This is a genomic window from Niveispirillum fermenti, assembly GCF_048066175.1.
Taxonomy (GTDB): domain Bacteria; phylum Pseudomonadota; class Alphaproteobacteria; order Azospirillales; family Azospirillaceae; genus Niveispirillum; species Niveispirillum fermenti.
Window position 1 is genome coordinate 56,148 of record NZ_JBLTXA010000008.1, and the last position, 21,266, is coordinate 77,413.

General features: G+C 67.4%; 20 protein-coding genes. 5 read left to right on the forward strand and 15 right to left on the reverse strand.

What is annotated here, in order from left to right; all coding sequences use genetic code 11:
- Positions 1 to 10: 10 nt before the first annotated feature.
- The 5 genes from infB to ACM9LZ_RS10415 all read right to left on the reverse strand — a co-directional run bounded on the left by infB (position 11) and on the right by ACM9LZ_RS10415 (position 6,785).
- Positions 11 to 2,806 (reverse strand): translation initiation factor IF-2, encoded by a 2,796-nt coding sequence (gene infB / locus ACM9LZ_RS10395; protein ID WP_416619326.1) that lies wholly within the window; start codon positions 2,804 to 2,806, stop codon positions 11 to 13.
- A 48-nt stretch (positions 2,807 to 2,854) separates the two neighbouring features.
- Positions 2,855 to 3,553 carry an RNA-binding protein gene (locus ACM9LZ_RS10400; protein ID WP_416619327.1) on the reverse strand — a complete coding sequence of 233 codons (699 nt, stop codon included), beginning with the start codon at positions 3,551 to 3,553 and terminating at the stop codon, positions 2,855 to 2,857.
- 43 nt (positions 3,554 to 3,596) lie between these two features.
- Positions 3,597 to 5,093, reverse strand: a complete 1,497-nt coding sequence (gene nusA, locus ACM9LZ_RS10405) for a transcription termination factor NusA (RefSeq protein WP_416619328.1) — start codon at positions 5,091 to 5,093, stop codon at positions 3,597 to 3,599.
- 31 nt (positions 5,094 to 5,124) lie between these two features.
- Positions 5,125 to 5,907, reverse strand: coding sequence for a ribosome maturation factor RimP (gene rimP / locus ACM9LZ_RS10410; RefSeq protein ID WP_416619329.1), 783 nt, complete (start codon positions 5,905 to 5,907; stop codon positions 5,125 to 5,127).
- A 266-nt stretch (positions 5,908 to 6,173) separates the two neighbouring features.
- Positions 6,174 to 6,785 carry an outer membrane beta-barrel protein gene (locus ACM9LZ_RS10415; RefSeq protein WP_416619330.1) on the reverse strand — a complete coding sequence of 204 codons (612 nt, stop codon included), beginning with the start codon at positions 6,783 to 6,785 and terminating at the stop codon, positions 6,174 to 6,176.
- A gap of 539 nt (positions 6,786 to 7,324) precedes the next feature.
- On the opposite strand from ACM9LZ_RS10415, the gene ACM9LZ_RS10420 reads away from it, so the two are divergent.
- Positions 7,325 to 7,651, forward strand: coding sequence for a hypothetical protein (locus tag ACM9LZ_RS10420; protein ID WP_416619331.1), 327 nt, complete (start codon positions 7,325 to 7,327; stop codon positions 7,649 to 7,651).
- Positions 7,652 to 7,672: 21 nt separating this feature from the next.
- On the opposite strand, the gene ACM9LZ_RS10425 is transcribed toward ACM9LZ_RS10420, so the two are convergent.
- The 3 genes from ACM9LZ_RS10425 to ACM9LZ_RS10435 all read right to left on the reverse strand — a co-directional run bounded on the left by ACM9LZ_RS10425 (position 7,673) and on the right by ACM9LZ_RS10435 (position 10,073).
- Positions 7,673 to 8,464, reverse strand: coding sequence for a lysophospholipid acyltransferase family protein (locus ACM9LZ_RS10425; protein WP_416619332.1), 792 nt, complete (start codon positions 8,462 to 8,464; stop codon positions 7,673 to 7,675).
- Between the two features lie 107 nt (positions 8,465 to 8,571).
- Positions 8,572 to 9,189 (reverse strand): YdcF family protein, encoded by a 618-nt coding sequence (locus tag ACM9LZ_RS10430; protein ID WP_416619333.1) that lies wholly within the window; start codon positions 9,187 to 9,189, stop codon positions 8,572 to 8,574.
- Positions 9,186 to 10,073: a cell division protein FtsX gene (locus ACM9LZ_RS10435; protein WP_416619334.1), complete on the reverse strand. Its 888-nt coding sequence runs from the start codon at positions 10,071 to 10,073 to the stop codon at positions 9,186 to 9,188. Before ACM9LZ_RS10435 ends, ACM9LZ_RS10430 begins: the two co-directional genes overlap by 4 nt.
- Before the next feature lie 243 nt (positions 10,074 to 10,316).
- Here ACM9LZ_RS10435 and ACM9LZ_RS10440 point away from each other — a divergent pair, with 243 nt between their 5' ends.
- Entirely contained in the window at positions 10,317 to 11,261 is a 945-nt protein-coding gene (locus ACM9LZ_RS10440; RefSeq protein ID WP_416619335.1) for a zinc-ribbon domain-containing protein, read from the forward strand.
- Between the two features lie 4 nt (positions 11,262 to 11,265).
- Here the strand turns inward: ACM9LZ_RS10440 and ACM9LZ_RS10445 are convergent, their stop codons facing one another.
- From ACM9LZ_RS10445 to ACM9LZ_RS10460, 4 genes are all read right to left on the reverse strand, one after another.
- Entirely contained in the window at positions 11,266 to 11,811 is a 546-nt protein-coding gene (locus tag ACM9LZ_RS10445) for a hypothetical protein (RefSeq protein ID WP_416619336.1), read from the reverse strand.
- Positions 11,808 to 12,962: a succinyl-diaminopimelate desuccinylase gene (gene dapE, locus ACM9LZ_RS10450; RefSeq protein ID WP_416619337.1), complete on the reverse strand. Its 1,155-nt coding sequence runs from the start codon at positions 12,960 to 12,962 to the stop codon at positions 11,808 to 11,810. Before dapE ends, ACM9LZ_RS10445 begins: the two co-directional genes overlap by 4 nt.
- Positions 12,963 to 13,163: 201 nt before the next feature.
- Positions 13,164 to 14,945 (reverse strand): gamma-glutamyltransferase, encoded by a 1,782-nt coding sequence (gene ggt / locus ACM9LZ_RS10455; protein WP_416619338.1) that lies wholly within the window; start codon positions 14,943 to 14,945, stop codon positions 13,164 to 13,166.
- Positions 14,946 to 15,130: 185 nt separating this feature from the next.
- Positions 15,131 to 15,724, reverse strand: a complete 594-nt coding sequence (locus tag ACM9LZ_RS10460; protein WP_416619339.1) for a hypothetical protein — start codon at positions 15,722 to 15,724, stop codon at positions 15,131 to 15,133.
- Between the two features lie 202 nt (positions 15,725 to 15,926).
- Between ACM9LZ_RS10460 and ACM9LZ_RS10465 the strand changes: the two genes are divergently transcribed.
- The 3 genes from ACM9LZ_RS10465 to ACM9LZ_RS10475 all read left to right on the forward strand — a co-directional run bounded on the left by ACM9LZ_RS10465 (position 15,927) and on the right by ACM9LZ_RS10475 (position 18,524).
- The gene (locus tag ACM9LZ_RS10465; RefSeq protein WP_416619559.1) at positions 15,927 to 16,445 is read left to right on the forward strand and encodes a calcium-binding protein; all 519 of its coding nucleotides are present in this window, start codon (positions 15,927 to 15,929) and stop codon (positions 16,443 to 16,445) included.
- 52 nt (positions 16,446 to 16,497) lie between these two features.
- The gene (locus ACM9LZ_RS10470) at positions 16,498 to 17,349 is read left to right on the forward strand and encodes an alpha/beta fold hydrolase (RefSeq protein ID WP_416619340.1); all 852 of its coding nucleotides are present in this window, start codon (positions 16,498 to 16,500) and stop codon (positions 17,347 to 17,349) included.
- 185 nt (positions 17,350 to 17,534) lie between these two features.
- Positions 17,535 to 18,524 (forward strand): lipid A deacylase LpxR family protein, encoded by a 990-nt coding sequence (locus ACM9LZ_RS10475; protein ID WP_416619341.1) that lies wholly within the window; start codon positions 17,535 to 17,537, stop codon positions 18,522 to 18,524.
- A 136-nt stretch (positions 18,525 to 18,660) separates the two neighbouring features.
- On the opposite strand, the gene ACM9LZ_RS10480 is transcribed toward ACM9LZ_RS10475, so the two are convergent.
- Genes ACM9LZ_RS10480 through ACM9LZ_RS10490 form a run of 3 tightly spaced genes read right to left on the reverse strand, consistent with a single transcriptional unit; the run spans position 18,661 to position 21,266 of the window.
- A complete protein-coding gene (locus ACM9LZ_RS10480; protein ID WP_416619342.1) occupies positions 18,661 to 19,401 on the reverse strand; it encodes a capsid assembly protein in 741 nt (246 codons plus the stop codon).
- 13 nt (positions 19,402 to 19,414) lie between these two features.
- A complete protein-coding gene (locus tag ACM9LZ_RS10485) occupies positions 19,415 to 19,714 on the reverse strand; it encodes a Bbp19 family protein (protein WP_416619343.1) in 300 nt (99 codons plus the stop codon).
- The gene (locus tag ACM9LZ_RS10490; RefSeq protein ID WP_416619344.1) at positions 19,707 to 21,266 is read right to left on the reverse strand and encodes a portal protein; all 1,560 of its coding nucleotides are present in this window, start codon (positions 21,264 to 21,266) and stop codon (positions 19,707 to 19,709) included. The genes ACM9LZ_RS10485 and ACM9LZ_RS10490 overlap by 8 nt, the downstream gene beginning before the upstream one ends.

Sequence of the window (21,266 nt, forward strand, 5' to 3'; positions counted from 1 at the left end):
CCGAACCCGGTTACAGGGCGCGGGCGATCTCTTCCATCTCGAAGGCTTCGATGATGTCGCCTTCGCGGATATCGTCGTAATTCTCGAAGGCCATGCCGCATTCGAAACCTTCGCGCACTTCGCGGACTTCGTCCTTCATGCGCTTCAGGGTCTTCAGCGTACCCTCGTGGATCACCACATTGTCGCGCAGCAGGCGGACCTTGGCGCCACGCTTCACGATGCCCTCGCTCACGCGGCAGCCGGCAACCTTGCCGACCTTCGTGATGTTGAAGACCTGCAGGATCTGCGCGTTGCCCAGGAATTTCTCCCGCAGCGTCGGCGACAGCATGCCGGTCAGCATCTGCTTCACGTCATCGATGATGTTGTAGATGATCGAGTAGTAGCGGATTTCCACGCCATCGCGCTTGGCCATGTCGCGGGCCTGCGGGTTGGCGCGGACATTGAAGCCCACGACCAGGCCCTTGGAGGCATTGGCCAGCGTGATGTCGCTTTCGGTGATGGCGCCCACGCCGGACGTCAGCACGCGCACCTTCACTTCCGTATGTTCGGCCGTCAGCTTCTCCAGCGCGCCGGAAATGGCCTCCACCGAACCCTGCACGTCGCCCTTGATGACGATGGGCAGTTCCTTGGCCTCGCCCGCCTGGATCTGCTTGAACATCTGCTCCAGCGAACCGCGGCCGGACTTGGCGCTTTCGGCCTCGCGCTTCTTGCGGGCGCGATATTCGGTGATTTCGCGGGCGCGGCTCTCGCTGTCGACCACGACCATTTCCTCACCGGCCAGCGGCACGCCGCCCAGGCCCAGCACCTCCACCGGGGTGGCGGGGGTGGCATCGGTGACATTGGTGCCGCGGTCATTGACCAGGGCGCGGACACGGCCCCATTCGGAACCGGTCACGACGATGTCACCGACCTGCAGGGTGCCGCGCTTGACCAGCACGGTGGCCACGGGGCCACGGCCCTTGTCCAGCTTGGCTTCCACCACCACGCCATCGGCGGTGCGGTCCGGGTTGGCCTTCAGCTCCAGGATTTCGGCCTGCAGCAGGATGGCTTCTTCCAGCTTGTCCAGGTTGAGGCCGACCTTGGCCGACACTTCCACATCCAGGACCTCGCCACCCATGCTTTCGACGACCAGGTCGTGCTGGAGCAGTTCCTGGCGCACGCGCTCGGCCCGGGCGGCCGGCAGGTCGCACTTGTTGATGGCGACGATGATGGGCACGCCCGCCGCCTTGGCATGGCGGATGGCCTCGATCGTCTGCGGCATGACGCCGTCATCGGCCGCCACGACCAGCACCACCACGTCCGTGACGTTGGCGCCACGGGCCCGCATCTCGGTGAAGGCGGCGTGGCCCGGGGTGTCGATGAAGGTGATCTTCGACCCCGACGCCAGCGTCACCTGATAGGCGCCGATATGCTGGGTGATGCCGCCGGCCTCGCGGGCCGCCACATCGGTCTTGCGCAGCGCGTCCAGCAGCGAGGTCTTGCCGTGGTCGACATGGCCCATGACCGTGACGACGGGGGGACGCGACACCAGATCCTCGGTGCGGTCCACCTCGCCCTTCACGCCGATTTCCACGTCGCTCTCGGCCACGCGGGTCGGACGATGGCCCATCTCCTGCACGACCAGCTCGGCCGTGTCGGCATCGATGGTCTGGGTGATGGTGGCCATCACGCCCATGCGCATCAGCGTCTTCACGACGTCGGCCCCGCGCTCGGCCATACGGTTGGCAAGATCGCCCACCGTGATGACCTCCGGGACGATCACGTCGCGCGTCACCTTCTGGGTTTCCTGCCGGCCGAACTGGCGCAGCCGCTCACGTTCGCGGGCGCGCTTTGCGGCGGCCATCGACCGGCCGCGGCGGCCATCATCATCGGACAGGGCCTGCGAGATGGTCATCTTGCCGCCGCGGCGCTTGTCGTCACCCTTCGCCTTGACAGGTGCTGCGGGAACCTTGGCCGGGGCCTTGCCGGGGCCGGCGACCTTGGCGCGGCGGGGACCGTCCTCATCCTCGAAGTCGCCCGCGGGGCGCGGGGCCACCGGACGGGCAGCGCCGCCGGCATCCGTGGTCGCGGCCGGACGGGGTGTGCGCTCCTCCTCCTTGCCGGCGGCCGGGGCGGCATGGCGGGACCGGCTGGTCTCCGACCGGCTGGCGGCTTCGGCCTTGCGGGCGTCCTCGGCTTCCTTGCGCTTGCGCTCGGCTTCCGTGGCGGCGGCCTTCTCGGCCTCCTGGATGGCGCGCAGCTCCTCCATCTCGCGACGGCGGACCGTGTCCTCGTCCAGCGGCTCGGCGGCGGCGGCATCGGCGGCGGCCCTCGCGACGGCGGCATCGGCTTCCGCGGCAGCGCGGGCCTCGGCCTCCTCGGCGGCGCGGATTTCGGCCTCCAGGGCTTCCTGCGCGGCGCGTTCCTCCTCGGCCGTGACGCGGCGATCCTCGGCCTCCGCGGCGGACCGCAGGGCGCGGATGCGCGCTTCACGCTCGGCGTCGCTCAACTGCCGGGGGGCGTTGCCACGCGGCTGCGGGCCACGGCCACCGGCCGCACCCTCTGCCGCGCGTCGGGCAGCGGCGCCGCCATCGGCCACGCCGGGCACGGCGCCCTTCTCGAAGGTCCGCTTGCGCTTGACCTCGACCGCCACTTCCTTGCCGCGCCCATGCGAAAAGCTTTGGCGCACGGTGCCTGCTGCGCCGCCTGCCTGCTGTGCGGGGGCCGCCGCCTGCTTCGGCTTGTTGGCCCCACCCAGTCCAAGCGTGCCGCGACCACCCAGGGTCAGCACCTTCTTGTCGCGGTTCTGGTCGTTGGTATCGCTCATCCCTAATCCGACAGTAAGCCGTTGAAACCTATCCAGATGCCCAAGAACTCAGGCATCTGCCCCGCCAAGCGCGGAAAACCGTGCAACCTCGCGGCGGACCTGCTTTGCCAGCGGCCCGGCCGCCAGCACAACATGCACCGCCTCTTCCCGACCCAGGGCCGCACCCAGTTCCGCCCGATCGAACACATCGACCAGCGGCACGCCCCGCGCCTGTGCCAAGGCATACAACTTGGTCCGGCCATCGTCGGACCCGTCACATGCCTCCAACCACAATCCTACACTCTTTTGGCCCGCACCGCCCGCCCGGCCGATGAAACCGGAACGCAATGCAGCCTGTACCTTTTCAAACCCGGCCAGGGCGCCCCCGCCCTTCCGGGCAAGACCGACCAGTCCCAGGGCGCGGCGCCGGATCAGCCGGCGCGTCAGCGCCAACAGGTCCGGCACGGGTTTGACACCGCGGCGGGCTGCCTTGGCGAAAAGCCCCTTGGCCAGGGCCTTTTCAACCAAACCCACCTCGGCCGTCAACCACAGCCCGCGCCCGGGCAGGGTTTCGTCCACGTCGGGCACCACCTGCTGGTCCGGCCCGATGACGAAGCGGACCATGCCCGCCTTGTCCTGGACCTTCCCGCTGGCGATGCAGCGGCGCAGCGGGCTTTTGCGTCCCGCCACGGCCTCCGGCTCGTCGGCCTGTGCCTCGGCATCGAGTTCCGGCGGATAGCCGGTCGTCGCTTCACTGCCGCCGCTCATGACCCCGATCCCCATGACCTCACACATGAAGGGAGGGAAGGCCTCAGCCCTCCGCCCCTTCCTCCTCGGCGAACCAATGCGCGCGGGCGGCCATGATCACCTCATTGGCCTCGTCCAGCGTCATGGCATCCTTGCCGATGATGTCCAGCAACTCGTCGCCGGCCAGGTCGGCCAGGTCGTCCAGCGTGCGGACGTCCTTTTCACCCAGCTTGACCAGCATGGCGGGCGTCAGCGCCTCGATGGCGGCGACATCGTCCTCCACCCCCAGCTCGCGGCGCTTGCCGTCCAGGATCTCGTTCTGCTGTTCCAGGAAGATGACGGCACGGTTCTGCAGCTCGGCGGCCACATCCTCGTCGAACGCCTCGATCCGGGTCAGTTCGTCCAGATCGACGAAGGCGATCTCCTCCACCGAGGTGAAGCCTTCGTTCACCAGCAGATGGGCGATCATGTCGTCGACATCCAGGGCTTCCATGAACAGCGAGGAGCGGGACGAGAACTCGGCCTGCCGGCGCTCGCGCTCCTCCGCCTCGGTCATGATGTCGATGGTCCAGCCGGTGAGCTGCGAGGCCAGACGCACATTCTGGCCACGGCGGCCGATGGCCAGCGAAAGCTGGTCGTCGGGCACCACCACCTCGATCTTGTTGCCCTCGTCGTCCAGCACGACCTTGGCCACCTCGGCCGGGGCCAGCGCGTTGACGACGAAGGTGGCCGGATCGGGCTTCCAGGGGATGATGTCGATCTTCTCGCCCTGCAGCTCGCCCACCACGGCCTGAACGCGGCTGCCGCGCATGCCGACGCAGGCGCCCACGGGGTCGATCGAGCTGTCCTTGGAAATGACGGCGATCTTGGCGCGGCTGCCGGGATCGCGGGCCACGGCCTTGATCTCGATGATGCCGTCGTAGATTTCCGGCACTTCGGCCTTGAACAGGCCGGCCATGAACATGGGATGGGTGCGCGACAGGAAGATCTGCGGCCCGCGCGGTTCCTTGCGCACGTCATAGATATAGGCGCGCACCCGGTCACCGACCTTGAAATGCTCACGCGGCAGGCACTCGTCACGGCGCAGGATGGCTTCCGCCCGGCCCAGGTCGACGGTGACATTGCCGTACTCGACGCGCTTGACCAGACCGTTCACGATCTCGCCCTTGCGGTCGATATACTCGTTATATTGCCGCTCGCGCTCAGCCTCGCGCACCTTCTGCACGATGACTTGCTTGGCCGTCTGGGCGGCGATGCGGCCGAAATCGATGGGGGGCAGCGGGTCGACGATGAAATCGCCGATCTCGGCCCGCGGATTCTTGCGGCGGGCCTTGGCCAGCGGGACCTGGGTCGCCTCGTTCTCCACCTCTTCCACCACTTCCATGTGGCGGGTCAGCTGGATATCGCCCGTCTTGCGGTCGATGCGGGCGCGGATGTCATGCTCGTGCCCGTATTTGGAGCGGCCAGCCTTCTTGATGGCCTCCTCCATGGCTTCGAGCACATGCTCCTTGTCGATGTTCTTCTCGCGGGCGACCGCGTCGGCTACCTGAAGCAGTTCCATCCTGGCGAACCCTGCCTTCTATTCCTGATCGTCAGACCGTTCCGGCGCCGGTATCGGCGTCGGTCGGGCCATCTATGGTCTCAATATGCTGCTCATCGTCCGGGCCCTTGCGGGCGAAGCGCCCCGGACCCTTCTTCTTGGGGGCCTGATCGGCTTTCGGCCCCGGATGCACGGGCTTGGGGCGTTTCACAGGCTTGGCCGTGTCATCCACATCCATCTGTCCGCCCTCGGTCCCGGCGGCCAGCCCCTGTTCGGCCGCAGCGGCCTGCAGAAGCGCGTCGGTCAGTTCCAGCCTGGCCTTGGCCACCTGGTCGAAGGGGATTTCCGCCACCTCCACCATGCCGGGGTCGATCTCCACCGGCTTGGCCTTGGCGGATACCTTTGCGCCGGGCTTGCGCTTGGGCGGCTGTGCGGTGCCGGCATCCAGGGCGATCAGGACGTTTCCGCCCTCCACACCATAAAGGGTGCCGCGGAAACGCTTGCGCCCGTCCAGCGGAACGATCGTCTCCAGCCGGGCCTCCAGCCCCTTGAACCGCTCGAAATCCTTCAGGCGGGTCAGCGGGCGGTCGATGCCGGGGCTCGACACTTCCAGCGTATAGGCACCCGTGATCGGGTCCTCCACGTCCAGCAGGGCCGAAACCGCATGGGAGATGTCGGCGCAATCCTCCACCGTCATGGCCCCGCCATCGGCGCGGTCGGCCATGATCTGAAGGGTCGGGCGCAGCCCGCCGGAAATCTGCAGGCGCACGATCTCATACCCCATGGCCTCGACCGGGGGGGTGATGATGCCGCTGATGCGCTCCAGCACGTCCATTCGCGTTCCAACTCCACCCGCCACACCGGCCGATGCCGGATAAGCGGAGCCCAGATAAACAAAAAGGCGGGCCAAAGGCCCACCCGCAAAGCAGACCAGCCTGCCAACGTCGGTCGCTGGCCGGTCCGTATGGGATAAAGATGATGGCTATATAGACCCGTTCGCCCCGCGTGAAAAGGGGAATCGGCCGGGTGGTCGCGCATCCCTGCCGCGTGCGGCGGCGGACGGGGTGCGAACCCGCCGCCGCTCTGCATCGCGCCGGGTGTTCAGAAACGGGCCCGTGCCGTCAGCTTGACGATGTGGCTGCTGACATTGTCGGCCCCGCCACCCTTGGCATTGACCCAGAGATAGCGGTAGCCGGGGGCCATGGTCAGCCCACGCCACACCACCATGTTCAACCCGACCTCGCCGAAGGCGGCGGCATGGGTGCCGTCATTGACCAGCACCAGGCGGCTGTCGCTGTCCAGCCTGGCCACACCGCCGCCCAGGCCCAGATAGGGCTGGTAGGTGCGGGTCACCGGCACGTCGACATAGGCGCCGGCCAGTGCCGTCCACATGGTCACATCGCCATTGGTGGGGAAGCCGGGGATGGTGGAGAAGCCCGGCTGCGTGCTCTTGACATCGGCCAGGCGGCCGAACCCGCCCTCGATCTCGAAGCGGAAATCGTCCAGGCGGTAGCCCGCGGCCAGCGTGGCGTTGAACTTCTTGTCCGCCTGGCCCTTGGCCAACGCCCACAGGGGGCTGCGGGCATAATCGTTGCCCAGATAGGCACCGACGGAGGAGGCGACATAGGCGCCGTCCTGATATGGCTTGTCCTCGGCGTGGGCGACACCGGCAGCCGCCAGCAGTGCCACTGCCGGCAGAGTGATCCTTCTCACGGGTTTCAATCCTTGACGTTAGATGCGGTTCGCCCCTGTGCCGGCTTGATAAGCGCTCCCGCGCGGCGGCGACAAGGGAAAACATGCGCATCCCCGGCATGGTGCCGCCGGTCCCGCCCGCATTGGCGCCACAGCTATGCCGTTTCCCGGTGATCGCCACCGCTCACCGGGTATCAATCGCCAGCGCCCCTGTGGCGCGCGGTGGCCGTCGCCGCTGCAGCGGTTCCCGGTAACAGGGGCGGCAGCGCGACGGGCCAGCGCGCGCAGACTGGCGTTGCAGGAAAGAATATTAAAAATCCAGGCAAGGCTTGAGAAAAAATCAAACCCGATTGTGACAATATTTCGTGCATGGCTTGGGTTGGTTGCGATGCACAAAAGTAATGGCCGCGATTGTTGATTTTCGGGCCGGTCATGTCATGATTTTATACAGGAAATCGGAATGAATTGCCGCAGTGCAGCAAGGCGCATTGCGCAAGGAACCTTGCAACCGCATGACGGGAAGCACCCGTCATGATGCCACCGCGTCCGGAGGTGTCCGCATGTCGTCCAAGCCGATCCGTGCCACCCTGCTGGCCTATGCCCTGTTCCTGCTGCCACTGCCTGCGGCGGCGGGGGAATGCCATATCGGCGATGCGCCCACCGTGCCGGATGGGGTGACGGCCGCCGCCGGCGAAATGGCGGCCGCGCAGGAGGCCATAAAGGCCTATATCGTGGAAACGCAGGAATTCCTGACCTGCCTGGAGGCGGAAGCCAAGGGCAATTTCACACCGGAACTGACGGCCCGCTACAACGAGGCCACGAACCGGATGAGCAATCTGGCGGTGCAGATGAACACCCAGCTCCGCAGCTTCAAGGAACGCGGATAAGGGCCGGTGCGCGGCTTCCCGTCATTCCTCGTTCTCGGCGGGGGGACGCCCGGCGGCACCGCGCGGATCGGCCGCATGGGGGTTCAGCGTGGCCGGGCCGCCGGCGGCGAGGGCCAGCCGGTTGCTGGCGGCTTCCAGCCTTGCTTCCAGTTCGAACAGGACCACATCCTTGGGCAGGCCGGGCGGGATGGGCGGCAGAAATTCGATGGTGATCAGGCCCGGCCGCTTGATGAAGCTGTGCCGGCCCCAGAAGACACCCGAATTCACGGCCATGGGCACCAGCGGCACGCCCAGATCCTCGTACAGCACGCCGATGCCGACCTTGTAGGGCCGGTATTCGCCGACGGCCACGCGGGTACCCTGCGGGAAGATCACGATCTCCCGCCCCATGTCGCGCATCCGGCGGGCGCCGGCGACCAGGGAATTGATCGCCGCCCCGCGCCGGCCGCGCTTGACCGGGATCAGGTCGGCCCGCCACGCATACCAGCCCCAGATGGGGATGTAGAGCAGTTCGTGCTTCAGCACGATGGCGGGGTCGTGGAAGAGGATGTGCAGCTTCATCGTCTCCCACATGGACTGGTGCTTGGCCCCGACCAGATAGCAGCCGTCCACGGGCAGATGCTCCGCCCCCTTCACCTCGTACCGCAGGCCGATGATGGTGCGTTCCAGGAAGACCAGGCTGTGCATATAGGCCCGGATCGCGGCCAGCATCACCTTGCGCGGTGCCAGCAGGGTCCAGACGATCGCGAAGCAGTAGATAGCCGTCCAGGTGAAGAAGGCGATGTTGAACAGTAAAGAGCGCAGAGCCAGCATGCGGTAAAGCCCCGGTATGGACGGCATCACCCGCAGGATTAACGCCAAGCCGCCGGGCCTGTCCAGCGGCGTGCCGCAGAGGGGGCGGCCCGAGGGGGGACGGCAGGTCAGGGGTCGGGCGGGTTCGACCCCGTCAGGGCGGCCCGCGCCACGGCCAGCAGATACTTGTTGTATTCGCTGACGATCAGTTCCGATGTGCCGGGCCAGCCCCACCAGCCGTCCAGCCGCACCTTCTGCGGTGTCACGGGGTGGGGGACCAGCGTGATGCCGGGCAAGACGCGGCGGAATTCCACCAGGCTGCGTGGCATGTGGTAATTGGCCGTGACGACGCGCAGGCTGCGGAACCCTTCCTGGGCCATCCAGCGCGCCGTCTCCACGGCATTGCCCTCCGTATCGTCGGCGTCGTAGCCAAGATCGACGCAGCATTCCAGGTCGCGTCCGCTGCGCGAGGACAGGGCCAGCAGCTCCCGCACCTCCACCCCGCGATAGACGCCGCTGATCAGCAGCTTGCGGGCCTTGCCGGCCCGCAGCAGGTCGAAGCCCACGGTCAGCCGCTCGCTGCCGCCCGTCAGCACGACGATGCCATCGGTGGTGATGTCGTCCTCCGGTGCCTGGCGGGGCAGGGCGGCCGCGAACAGGAACAACCCGGCCAGCCAGAGCAGGAAGGCCAGGGTGATCGTCAGCAGGGGGCCCAGTGCTGCCCGCGGCACGGCCCGTGCGATCACGGCAGCCGGCCCAGGGCGCGCAGCACGGTCATGCGGGCCGTCCCCGCCGCGAGCAGACAGGCCACGACGGGAACCATCGGCAGCCACGCCCAGTCCCGCACGCCCAGCGCCATGTTGGGCAGCAGGGAGGCATCCAGCCCGCGCCCCGCCTGCTGCAGGCCCCAAAGGGTCAGCAGCGCCAGCAGGAACCCCAGCCCGCCGCCCAGCAGCGATTGGCGCAGCATGTGGGACTGGAACTGGCGCGCGACATAGCCGTCGGTGGCCCCCATGACGTGCAGAAGCTCCACCTCCGCCCGGTGGACGGCGAAGCCGGAACTGGCCGCGAAGATGATGGAGGCCACGGCCGCCCCGCCGATCAGCCCGATGATGCCGATGGACAGGGCCTGGACCGTGCGCGCCAGCCGGCGCAGGTCGCCCAGCCAGCGGGCCGGGTCCTCCACCGTCACGCCCGGCGCGGCGCGGTCGAGCTGTCCGGTCAGGTCGGCAATGGCCGCCCCGTCGTTCAGCCGCACATCGATCAGCGCCGGCAGCGGCAGTTCGGCCACCAGCGCCCCGTCCCCCAGCCAGGGTTCGACCAGGGCGCGCGCATCCTCGTTCGACACGCGCCGCGCGTCGGCCACGAAGGCGCTGGCCGCCAGGGCGTCCATGACCCGGCGCACCCTGTCCTCATGCTCGGCCGGGCTGCTGGTGCCGGTCGGCGCCACCTGCACCGTCACGCCGGACGACAATTCGCTGTCCCAGCGCTGGGCCAGTCCCGACAGGACCAGCGAGGCCGCCAGGGCCAGCGACGCCAGATAGACCATCAGCGCGATGATCCAGGGCAGGAAACGGCCGGTGGCGTCCTGGCTCAACGGAATGTCGAAATGGGCGCGGCGGCTCATCATCCCCCTGTCCGGTTGGCAGCGGCGGGCGGGCCGCCATCTTGATGGGTGCCCACAGGAATGGCATGGGGCGCGCGTGGCGTAAAGGATGGGATGGGCAGCCCCCCCATCCGATGGAGATAGGGGCCGGCGTCGCCCCCATCCTTGCGCCCGACCATGGCACCCGCCTATAAGGAAGGGATGGGGTGCTATCGGCCATCCGGCCCGGCACCCTCTTGCTGCAACAATGTCCGGCGCCCGTTTGCGATGATCCTGTCCTGCCCGTCCTGCGCCAAACGCTTCATGCTCGACGCGCGGCTGTTGGGAGAGGGCCGGCGGGTCAAGTGCGGGCAATGCGGCCATGTCTGGTTCGCCGAACCCGACGCGGCCGCCCCCCCGCCCCGCCCCGCCCGGGCCGAACGCGCGCCCGCGCCGGCAAAGGCCCCAGCGCCGGCAAAGGCCATTGTGGAACGGCCGGGTGGCGGTGGTGCCCGGTCCCCGGCCCGTCCCGCGGCCCGCAATGCGCCCCCCCCGCCACCGGAACCGCCCGCCCCCGCCCGGCCCAGCCTGTTCGACGACAGGCCCGCGACCGGTGGCGCGGAAGGCGACGACCTGCTGAGCCGCGGTTTCGAGTCCGCGGATTTCCAGCCCGACGCCGACGATCTGGGCATGGCGCGGCCCTTCCGCCCCCGTCCCCTGCCCAAGGGCAGCAACCTGCCGGCCCTGCCGGGCAAGGGGGGGAAGGTCCGCCGCGCGGCCATCATCGCCTGGGGCGCCGTTCTTCTGGCCGTGGGCGGTGCGGGGACCGGCATCGTGATGGCGCGCGACAGCATCATCCAGGCCTGGCCCGCTTCCTTCCTGCTGTATGAGATGGTGGGGCTGGCGGAATTGCCCGGCACGGGCCTGTCCGACCCCGGCGATCCGGCGACCACGAAGGTGGAGGTCCGCGATGTGGAGGGCGTGAACCTGCTGTTCGTGACCGGGGAGATCGCCAATAAATCCGAGGGTCAGCGCAGCGTGCCCGACATCCAGGCCGTGGCCCTGGGGGAGGATGGCAAGGAATTGTACGCCTGGCGGATCATCCCGCCGGTCCGCCGCCTGTTCCCCAACCAGACGACAAAGTTCGAGTCCCGCATGCCGGAGCGTGACGGCACCCAGGCGCACAGCATCAGCTTCCGCTATGTGGCGCCGGAACCCGCACCGGGGACGTGACGCCCTATTTCCCGGCGGCCATGACCAGTTGCAGGGCCGTGCCCTGGACCAGGATGGCGATCAGCACCTCCAGCATCACCAGGCCGACGGCCGTGGTGCCGGGGCAATCCAGGGCGGCGCGCGTGCTGAACCAGCTATAGAACAGCCCCCAGCACATCAGGCCGAAGGCGATGCCACCGGCCACGGCGTCGCTTGCCTGCAGGGCCAGCGTGATGGCCAGCGCATAGACCACGCTGGAGATGACGCTGCAGCCGTTATAGGTGGACATGAACAGGGCAAACCGTTCCCCGCGACCCGTCCCCTCCAGCACCTTGGAAACGGCCAGCAGATAGCCGGTCATCTGCACAAGCGTGGCCATGGCGGACAGCAGCATGTTCGATTGCGTATCGACATTGGCCGGCGGTGCCATGAGGTCGACCATGCCCTGGATCAGCAGCACGGGCACCAGCAGCACCAGGCTGCGCCATGCCGCTGCCGCCGACGGGTCGATCAGCGCGATGCCGCGCGCATCCAGTGCCGCCAGCCGCAGGGCGCCCTTCAGCGCGTTCACGCCGCCACCTTGCCGAAGAAATCGGCCAGCACCCGGTCATAGATGGCGGCGAGCGTGCGGATGTCGGCGACATCCACATGCTCGTCCACCTTGTGCATGGTCTGGCCCACCAGCCCGAATTCCACGACGGGGCAGAAATTCTTGATGAAGCGGGCATCGGAGGTGCCGCCGCTCGTCGACAGTTCGGGATCACGGCCCGTCACGGCCTTCACGGCCCCGGCCACGGTGGCCACCAGCGCACCCGGCGGGGTCAGGAAGGCCTCGCCCGAGACATGCACCTTCAGGTCCCAGGCGCCACCCACCTCCTCCAGCACGTCGCGGACATGCGCCTCCAGGCTTTTCGGCGTGTGCAGGTCGTTGAAGCGGATGTTGAACCGGGCTGTCCCCTTGGCGGGGATGACATTGCTGGCCGGGTTTGCGACATCGATGCTGGTCAGGGCCAGGGTGCTGGGCTGGAAATGGGCCGTCCCCTCGTCCAGCGGGCTTTCGGCCAGCATGGTCAGCGCCCGCGTCAGGCGGGGCAGCGGATTGTCGGCCAGATGCGGATAGGCGACGTGGCCCTGCGCGCCATAGGCGGTCAGCGTCATGGTCACCGATCCGCGCCGGCCGATCTTCATCATGTCGCCCAGGGCGCGGGGGTTGGTGGGTTCGCCCACCAGACAGGCGTCGATCACCTCCCCCTCTGCCCGCATCCAGTCCAGCACCTTGGTCGTGCCATTGATGCTGGGCCCCTCCTCGTCCCCCGTGATCAGCAGGGAGATGGAGCCGTCCGGCGTGCCATTGCGGTCCAGGAACGATTTCACGGCCGCCACGAAGGCCGCGATGGCGCCCTTCATGTCGGCCGTGCCGCGGCCGAACAGCTTGCCGCCCGTGATTTCCGCCCCGAAGGGATCGACCGTCCAGGCAGCGGCATCGCCCACGGGCACGACATCAGTATGGCCGGCGAAGCAGAAATTCGGCGCAGCCGTGCCCAGCCGGGCATACAGATTGTCGACCGGGTCGGTCCCCTCCTGCTCGAACACCAGACGGCGGCAGGCAAAGCCCATATCCGTCAGCACGGCCTGCAGCACGCCCAGCGCGCCTGCATCGGCGGGCGTGACGCTGGGACAGCGGATCAGGTCCTGGGTCAGGGCGACGGGATCGATGGTCATGGGATCGGCTCGGATGGGAGATGTCGGATGTTTTCTAACAGATCGTCCCGCCCGGCATCCCGGCGAAAGCCGGGACCCAGGGGCCGCAGGATCGAACCTTGACGCTGGCCCCGGCCGGGGCGGGCCGCCATGGCCGGGCTGGAGGCCCGCTGGCCCGGCCACTCCGGCAGATTGCCGGGTGACCGGGGGCTGAAGGGCCGGTCAGTAGCCGGCCGCGTGCCCGTCCACGCGCATTTCCGTGCCGGCCCGGTACACGCCGTTGGCATGGTCGCGCACGATGGCCTCGTAGCTGCCGTAATGCAGGCCGGGCTTGACCTCCACCTTATGGCCCCGCTGGCGCAGGGCGTCGGCAACGGCGGGCGCCACACCCTGTTCCAGATAGATGGTGCCGGCCCCGTCGCCCTTTTCCCCCGTGGGCTCGGCCGACCCCTCATGCTGCCAGCGGGCGGCGTCGCCGGCCTCCTGCACATTCATGCCGAAATCGATCATGTTGACCAGCACCTGCACATGGCCCTGCGGCTGCATGGCCCCGCCCATGACGCCATAGGCGGCGAAGGGCTGGTTATCCCTGGTCACGAAACCGGGAATGATGGTGTGGAACGGGCGCTTGCCGGGGGCATAGACATTCGGATGCGCGGGGTCCAGGGCGAACTGCTCCCCCCGGTCCTGCAGCATGAAGCCCAGCCCGTCGGGCACCAGGCCGGACCCCATGCCGCGATAGTTGGACTGGATCAGCGCCACCATCAGCCCGTCCTTGTCGGCCGTGGACAGGAAGATCGTGTCATGGCTTTCCGGCATGATGCCGGTTTCCGGCGTGCCGGCCCGGCCCATGTCGATCAGCGCGCGGCGTGTGGCGGCATAATCCTTGGAAACCAGGGTGGCGATGGGCAGCTTCACGAAATCGGGATCGGCATACCAGCGCGACCGGTCGGCGAAGGCCAGCTTCTTGGCCTCCACCGAGACATGGATGAAATCGGCGCTGTTATGGCCCATGGATTTCAGGTCATAGCCTTCCAGGATGTTCAGCATCTGCAAGGTCGCCAGCCCCTGGCCGTTGGGCGGGATCTGCCAGACATCGTACCCGCGATAGCCGGTGGAGACCGGCTCCACCCACTGGCTCTTGTGGCTGGCGAAATCCTCATAGCGCAGCGGGCCGCCGATACGCTTCATATAGGCGTCGATGGTGCGGGCGATCTGGCCCTTGTAATAGGCGTCGCGCCCGCCCGCGGCCAGCAGGGACAGGGTATTGGCCAGGTCGGGATTGCGGAAGATCTGGCCGGCGACGGGCGGCTTGCCGTCGATCAGGAAGGTCTTCCGCGCATTCTCCCCTTCCTCGATGATGTCGGACAATTGGTCGAAGCGGCGGAAATTGTTGGCCCAGCCCCTGGCGATGAAGGGCGACAGGGGGAAGCCGTCGCGGGCATAGGCGATGGCAGGGGCCAGCACCTCCGCCATCGGCAGCTTGCCGAACCGGGCATGCAGCTCGAACCAGCCATCCACGGCCCCCGGCACGGTCACGGACAGGGACCCGTGCGACGGGATGGGCTTGCCCGGTCCCAGGCGCCGGGTCAGCGCCTTCAGGCTTTGCCCGGCCGGCGCGCGGCCCGAGGCGTTCAGGCCCAGAACCTTCTTCTGTGCCGGGTCCCAGATCAGCGCGAACAGGTCGCCGCCCATGCCGCTGCCCGTGGGTTCCATCAGGCCCAGGGCCGCATTGGCGGCGATGGCCGCATCCACGGCGCTGCCGCCCTTCATCAGGATGGAAATGGCGATCTGCGTGGCCAGTGGCTGGCTGGTGGCGGCGGCCCCGTTGCGGGCGATGATCTCCGACCGGCCGGCGAAATTCGCCCCCACCAGGCGGTCGCCCCGGCCCGGCTGCGCCTCGCCCGGGATATCGGCCGCATCGGCCGTTTCGGTCATGATCGGCATGAAAGTCAGCGCCCCCAGCAGCAGCGCGGCCAACCCGCGCCGGATCTTCTGTCGCATTGTCCGATTGCCTTCCTCGTGCATGGATCGGGTCTTCGCCCCGTTTCCCTGTCCGCCGGCTTCATCCGGCTGTCTGCTTGTACGACCGGCATCGGTTCTGCGGCAATAGCTGGCAGGCCCTTGGCGCTGCTTCAATCATTGGCGGGCTTGCGCAAGTCCGCTTTTCATGCGCCCTGATATTCCTGTTACAATGCGCCTTTCGACAGGTCGATGCCGGCATCCCGGGCGATCATCGCGCCAAGCCCGCTCTCCCGCAGCGCGGCGCCGGCGCCCAACTCCTCCAGCGTGTAGCCTCTCGCGCCGTTACGCCTTCCCTCCGCCCAGCGCTCATGGGACTGCCTGCGATACTCTTCGGGATCATAACCGGCCTGTGCCAGTTCCATCGCCATGTGGCTACCCGTCGCTTCGGCCGCCCCAAGCGCCTGTGTCGCTGCCGTCAATCCATTCTCCGCCGCTGACGGGGAGTGAGACGGATTGACTTCCCGGTTCACCTCAAGCTTGGCGAAATAATTCAGCGCGTGCATGACCGTGTCCTGCTGAAGCGTGCCGGTATCCAATGCCTTGGCGATCAGGTTGCGTGTCTCGTCGCTCAATCGGCTGATCAATCCGATGGCATTTTCGGACAACCCGTTTGCAATAACACTCTTAAGTATGGTGTCGTTATCAGAGGTTTTTTTAAAAAAAACTGCCGGATTATTTTTCGAATTCATCTCTGAATTCTCAAGAATGTTTTTTGCATTTTCTTGAATGCTGTTTCCTTGTTCCATCTTTCCGATCATTTTCCGTCTCCAAGTTAGAATTGACTCAGCAAGATATCACCCATAAAAGTGGTTTCTACGAGGAAAATACACTCAGTTTTGCAACTCAACTCAAATGGAGGGTAAAAATGGCGCTTTTCCAGGGCGGGAGCGGTAGTGACACGCTTTACGGGTACAATGGAGAAGATAATATAATACAAGGACTTGATGGAAATGACGCCTGATAGGGGGAGACCGGGATGATGACATCTATGGTGGGAACGGTACCGATACAATTTTTGGCGGAACCGGTAATGATTTCATAATGGGTGAGAACGGAAATGACTTCATATATGGTGATGATGGATCAGATACCATGTATGGCGGTAGCGGAAATGATTTCATCGCCGGTGGTACAGGGAATGATTTCATTCATGGGGAAAGTGGAAATGACGATTTGCTGGGTGGGGCAGGAGATGACACCTACTACCATAACCTGACAAATGGTGGGTATGATGTTATATCCGACTTGTCGGGTGTGGCAGATAAACTCATTATTACTGGAACATTTGGTGACATCTCCCTTGAGAGAGTGGGAAATTCGCTTCGTGTATATGATGAGGTTGACGCGGATGATGGTGTTCTCAACAACCTCATCGAGATCAACAACTTCTTCAACGGATCGATCATTGGCGCGGGTGCCATCGAATATCTGACGGTCGGCAGCAGCACCTATTATCTTCCCGATCTTCTGGGCCTATGATGCCTGATTGACGGCCGTTTTCAGCGGGCCGTTTTTTCAGGAGATACGACCCATGCGGGTGATGGTAAACGGCGTGCCGCTCTATTTCGATGTCGAAGGGGCGGAACTGGTGGCGGACGGTGGAAGCTTGCGCAAGAAGCCGACCCTGCTGCTGCTGCATGGCGGCCCCGGCTTCGACCATGCCAGTTTCAAGCCCGCCTTCGCCGCCATGGCCGAACATGCCCAGGTGATCTATCTGGACCATCGCGGCCAGGGGCGCAGCGGCGGCATCGACCGTTCCACCTGGACCCTGGCGCAATGGGCCGATGACGTGAAGGGCTTCTGCGATGCACTGGGCATCGAGAAGCCCTTCGTGCTGGGCAACAGCTTCGGCGGCTTCGTCGCGCAGGAATATATGCGCCGCCATCCCGGCCATGCGGCGGGTGTGATCCTGTCCTCCACGGCCGCGCGCATGCGGCTTGACCTGATCGAAAGGGCGTTCGCGCGGCGGGCAGGGCCGGAGGTCGGGGCGCTGGCGCGCGCCTTCTGGTCCGACCTCACGGCGGACAAGGTTGCCGGCTACGCCGCCCGGGTCATGCCCTTCTATACGGTGCAGGCACCGCTGGACGGGCCGGGCCGCGCCCGTTCCATCATGAAGCCGGCCGTGCTGGAACATTTCTCAGGCCGGGGCGGAGAGATGTGGGACATGGATTTCCGCGACAGCCTGCCGGCCGCGGCCAGCCCCGTCCTGGCGCTGTGCGGCGACCAGGACCCGATCACGCCGTGGGAATGCGCGGAGGAGATCATCGCCCTGCTGCCGGCGGCCATCAGCCGCCTGCACCGCCTGCCCGATTGCGGCCACGGTACCTTCCGCGACGATCCGGCCACCACCTTCGCCCTGATCCGGCGGTTCATGCGGGTGTAATCCGCGCCGGCGCCGTGGTGCCACTGTGAGGCGCATCACTGCGGCGGGCGGGACGTGGGGCCAAAGCCTCCTTCAGGAAACGCTTAACCATACCGGTTCCCGCCATGTCCGCCTTTCGCGCAAGTTTCCGGGCACGCTCCCGGCGTGCCTGTCCCCGGGCACGCTTCCGGCGTGCCTTTCAATGCTTGCCTGTCCTGCTGTCCGGTCTGCTGTTGGCCCTGCCGGCGTCGGCGGAGATCACCGGCCCCACGGCCGGCGCGGAAACGGGTACCCTGACGCTGATCCTGGAAAACGATCTTTTCTACAATCTGGACCGGCATTACACGAACGGCGTCCAGGCGGTCTGGACGACGGCGCGGGACGAGGTGCCGGACTGGACGCGGCGCTGGGCGCGGCTGGTGCCTTTCTTCGCCCAGGACGGCCATGTCCGGGCCGTCTTCTCCCTGGGCCAGAACATGTACACGCCCAGCGATATCGAGGCGGTCAACCCGCCGCCCGGCGAACGGCCCTATGCCGGTTGGCTCCACGGATCGGCCGGGCTGATCAACGAGACGAACCGGCGCATGGACCAGCTTCAGTTGACGCTGGGCATGGTCGGCCCCGCCTCGCTGGCCGAGCCGGCGCAGAAGCTGGTCCACCGGCTGACCGATGCGCCCCGGCCCATGGGCTGGGATACCCAGCTCCATAACGAGCCGGGGATCGTCATCACCTATCAGCGGGCCTGGCGGTCCGAACTGCTGGAAAGCACAGGCTTCGGGCTGGATGTGATGCCGCATATCGGCGGGGCGGTGGGCAATATCGCGACCTATGCCGATGCCGGCTTCATGTTCCGCGCCGGCTGGCACCTGCCGGCCGATTTCGGCCCGGCCCGCATCCAGCCCTCGCTGCCCGGCAGCGGCTTTTTCGAACCCGATGCCAACCATCCGGTGGGGCTATACGCCTTTCTGGGCATCTCGGGCCGGGCCGTTGCCCGCAACATCTTCCTGGACGGCAACACCTTCCGCGACAGCCGGTCCGTGGACCGCAAGACCTGGGTCGCGGACCTGCAGGCCGGCATCGCCGTCAATATCCACAGTGCCCGCATCACCTATACCCATGTCTTCCGCACGCGGGAATTCGCGGGTCAGGACGAGGGCGATGAATATGGCGCCGTGGCCGTGACCTGGCAGTTCTGACCGGCGGCGGGGGTGCCCCTTCCCGCCGCCGGTCCTTTTCACACCAACGGCGGCGACTGCCGCCGCGCGCCACATGGCGCGCAGCCAAGCTGCCGGATGGCAGCGCCCGGCGAATGAGGGTCAAGGCGGATTGATATCACCCGTATTTCTGCCGGAACCCGTCGGTCACGCGGGCGATGAAGGCCGGGTCGCGGTCGCGCCAGTAGCGTGGGTCGGCGATCATGCGGTTCAGGTCGTCACCTTCCCCGCCGGCATCGCCGGCGCCGGGGCGCAGCACCTTCGGCTCTCCCCCGCCATCGGCCATCAGCCGGTGCAGGGCCAGCACGCCATCGGCCGTGCCGGACAGGGCGGCCACCAGCGGCGGCGGCAGGTTGCGCCGGGCCCAGGCCAGGATCTGGCCGGACAGGTCCTGCCATTTCTCCGGCCCGCCGAAATGGGCGACCAGCTTCTCCATCTCCCGGTCCGCCTCGAACCCGGCCGCCATCTCCCGCAGAAGCGGCAGCATCCGCTCCGCCGCCAGGTCATAAAGAAGCTGGGCCTGGGCGGGCGTGTATCCGGCGGCCAGCAGACGCTCGTTGATCGCCCTGTCCGGCTCGAACAGCCCGTGGTCGCACTGGATACAATAATCCTCGACCCGTTCAGGGGCGTCTGCCGGTGCGCTCGGTGATGCGCCCGCCTGCTGCTTTTCCGCAAGGGGTTCGGCAAGGGGCGGGGCGGACAGCTTGCGCTCCAGTTCCAGATAGGATTTCAGCAGGGCCTCCACACGCAGGGTTCCGGCCTGCGCGTCCCAGAACTTGACAGGCACGTGCGCGGGGCGCTCGGGCGGGGTATCGGTCGCGGCGGGTGCGCTGGTTTCGGCCGGGGGTGTCGTTTCCATGGATGATCGTCCTTCAGGGGAGGGGGGGAAGGGGGGACAGGCCACCGCGTGCGGCCAGATGGCGAAGGGACAGGACCAGCGCCCGCTGGCCCTCCAGATGGCGCAGCCGGGCCCCGTCCACACCGGGCGGCAGCGCCGTGGTCAGGGTCAGCCGGCAGAGATGGGCCATCAGCAGCCGCCCGTCCGCCCCGGCGAACAGCCGGGCGCAGGCGGCGGCCAGGGCATCGCCCGCGGCCGGGGCATCCCCCGCGGGCCGGGTGTCGCCGGGCGCCGGGCCGTCGATCCCGGCCCAGGGCCAGCCGGGATCAGCCATCGGCCACCTCCATCCCGGCGGGGGCCGGAGAGGGTGCGCGGACCAGCGTGGGCGGCACCCCGGCGGCGTCGGCCAGGAACCGGGCGCAGGCGGGCAGGTCCACCACGGCCAGCGCATCTGTGCCCATGGCCGCAACGCTTTCCAGCCAGCGCAGCGTCGCCTCCGCATCCCGCTGGGCCTGGGCACGGGCCAGCGGGGACAGGATGCGGATCTGCACCTGCCGCCCGTCGGCTGCGATATCGGGGATGGCCCCCCGGCGGCGCAGGATGGACAGGCAGCGCCGGACCAGCGGCACCAGCAATTCCGATTGCAGCCGCCCGAACGTCGCCCCCAGCAGGCGCGCCACCTCCGCGCTGCGCTCCAGCACCTCCGTCGCCGTCATGCGCGGACCGTGCAGCGGCCCCAGCCGGTCGGCCAGAAGCGCCTGCCGGATGCGCGCGCGCAGATCTTCCAGCACAAGCTGGCTGACATCGAACCGTCCGGGACTGGCCAGCGGCGTCAGCCCGGCCGACCCCACGGCCTTGGGGATGATGGTACCCGGCACCAACCGGATGGCCCCGGGATTGAGCACCCCGTCATCATCAGCCTGCCAGATGCCGGTGACGGCGATGGAGGCGTTCTTCAGGACCAGTTCGACGACCTTGTTGGCCGTCTTGATGTCCGGCAGGGCCTTCATCACGGGGCTGCGGCCATAGGTTTCGCCGGGGGCTTTCAGCCAGCGGAAGGTGATGAAGGGCATGTCGGTGAAACGGCCGTCGGCCAGGATGGCCGGCTGTTCGCCCGTCAGCAGGAGGCGCCAGCGCCAGCCGTTGCCCTCCGGCGTCATGGCTTCCACGATGGGAAAGCGGCGGGCCGGGTCTATGGCGCCGTCGCGCTTCACGCCTTCGGGCAGGCGGTCCGGGGCCGTGCGGGACAGCAAGGCGTCCAGGGTCAGGTGCTGGCGGCGGAACAGGCGGTCCAGGCGCCCTTCCTCCCCCTCCTCCAGCACCAGGTCGGCCAGCGGCACGGCGGTGAAGCGCAGGGCGGATGGCGCGCCCGGCGGTGCTTCCTCCACCAGCAGGCAGCCCGTGCCGCCGGTGACCACGTCCAGAAAGGCCTGGTGTGCCTCCACCGCGAAGTTGGAACGGTCGATCTGGGCGTGCAATTCCTCCGACGCGGCCAGCAGCAGGGGTGCCAGTTCCGCTGCCAGATCCGCATCCAGCGCCGGGCCGGGGGCCAGGCCCGTCCAGCGCGACCAGGGTGGTGTCAGTTGGGCCAGCAGGGCGGCAGCCAACTGGTCCACCGCGTCGGCCGCGGTGGCATCGTACAGCCGGTCGCCCCGGCGCGTGCCGGGGCCGCCGCCCGTCTCGAACGCGGCATGCTGGGGCAGGGCATGTTCGTAACATTCCCGCCACAGCGGCTCCCACGCCGCCCGGCGCGCAGCCGCGCGGTCATGGCGGTCCAGCAGGGCGGCGGCCAAGACGTCGCCTTCGGGCATGGCGCCGCCTTCGGGCATGGCCCTGCCGTTGGACATGTCGCCGGGGGCGATATTCAGGGGGGGAGGGATGGCCAT

Bases quoted from the DNA above. Each gene is read 5' to 3' on its own strand.
- ACM9LZ_RS10440 (WP_416619335.1), top strand. From the start codon at position 10,317: ATGATCCTGTCCTGCCCGTCCTGCGCCAAACGCTTCATGCTCGACGCG.
- ACM9LZ_RS10490 (WP_416619344.1), bottom strand. From the start codon at position 21,266: ATGGCCATCCCTCCCCCCCTGAATATCGCCCCCGGCGACATGTCCAAC.
- ggt (WP_416619338.1), bottom strand. From the start codon at position 14,945: ATGCGACAGAAGATCCGGCGCGGGTTGGCCGCGCTGCTGCTGGGGGCG.
- ACM9LZ_RS10420 (WP_416619331.1), top strand. From the start codon at position 7,325: ATGTCGTCCAAGCCGATCCGTGCCACCCTGCTGGCCTATGCCCTGTTC.
- infB (WP_416619326.1), bottom strand. From the start codon at position 2,806: ATGAGCGATACCAACGACCAGAACCGCGACAAGAAGGTGCTGACCCTG.
- ACM9LZ_RS10460 (WP_416619339.1), bottom strand. From the start codon at position 15,724: ATGATCGGAAAGATGGAACAAGGAAACAGCATTCAAGAAAATGCAAAA.
- ACM9LZ_RS10425 (WP_416619332.1), bottom strand. From the start codon at position 8,464: ATGCTGGCTCTGCGCTCTTTACTGTTCAACATCGCCTTCTTCACCTGG.
- ACM9LZ_RS10480 (WP_416619342.1), bottom strand. From the start codon at position 19,401: ATGGAAACGACACCCCCGGCCGAAACCAGCGCACCCGCCGCGACCGAT.
- dapE (WP_416619337.1), bottom strand. From the start codon at position 12,962: ATGACCATCGATCCCGTCGCCCTGACCCAGGACCTGATCCGCTGTCCC.
- nusA (WP_416619328.1), bottom strand. From the start codon at position 5,093: ATGGAACTGCTTCAGGTAGCCGACGCGGTCGCCCGCGAGAAGAACATC.
- rimP (WP_416619329.1), bottom strand. From the start codon at position 5,907: ATGGACGTGCTGGAGCGCATCAGCGGCATCATCACCCCCCCGGTCGAG.
- ACM9LZ_RS10485 (WP_416619343.1), bottom strand. From the start codon at position 19,714: ATGGCTGATCCCGGCTGGCCCTGGGCCGGGATCGACGGCCCGGCGCCC.
- ACM9LZ_RS10470 (WP_416619340.1), top strand. From the start codon at position 16,498: ATGCGGGTGATGGTAAACGGCGTGCCGCTCTATTTCGATGTCGAAGGG.
- ACM9LZ_RS10435 (WP_416619334.1), bottom strand. From the start codon at position 10,073: ATGATGAGCCGCCGCGCCCATTTCGACATTCCGTTGAGCCAGGACGCC.
- ACM9LZ_RS10400 (WP_416619327.1), bottom strand. From the start codon at position 3,553: ATGAGCGGCGGCAGTGAAGCGACGACCGGCTATCCGCCGGAACTCGAT.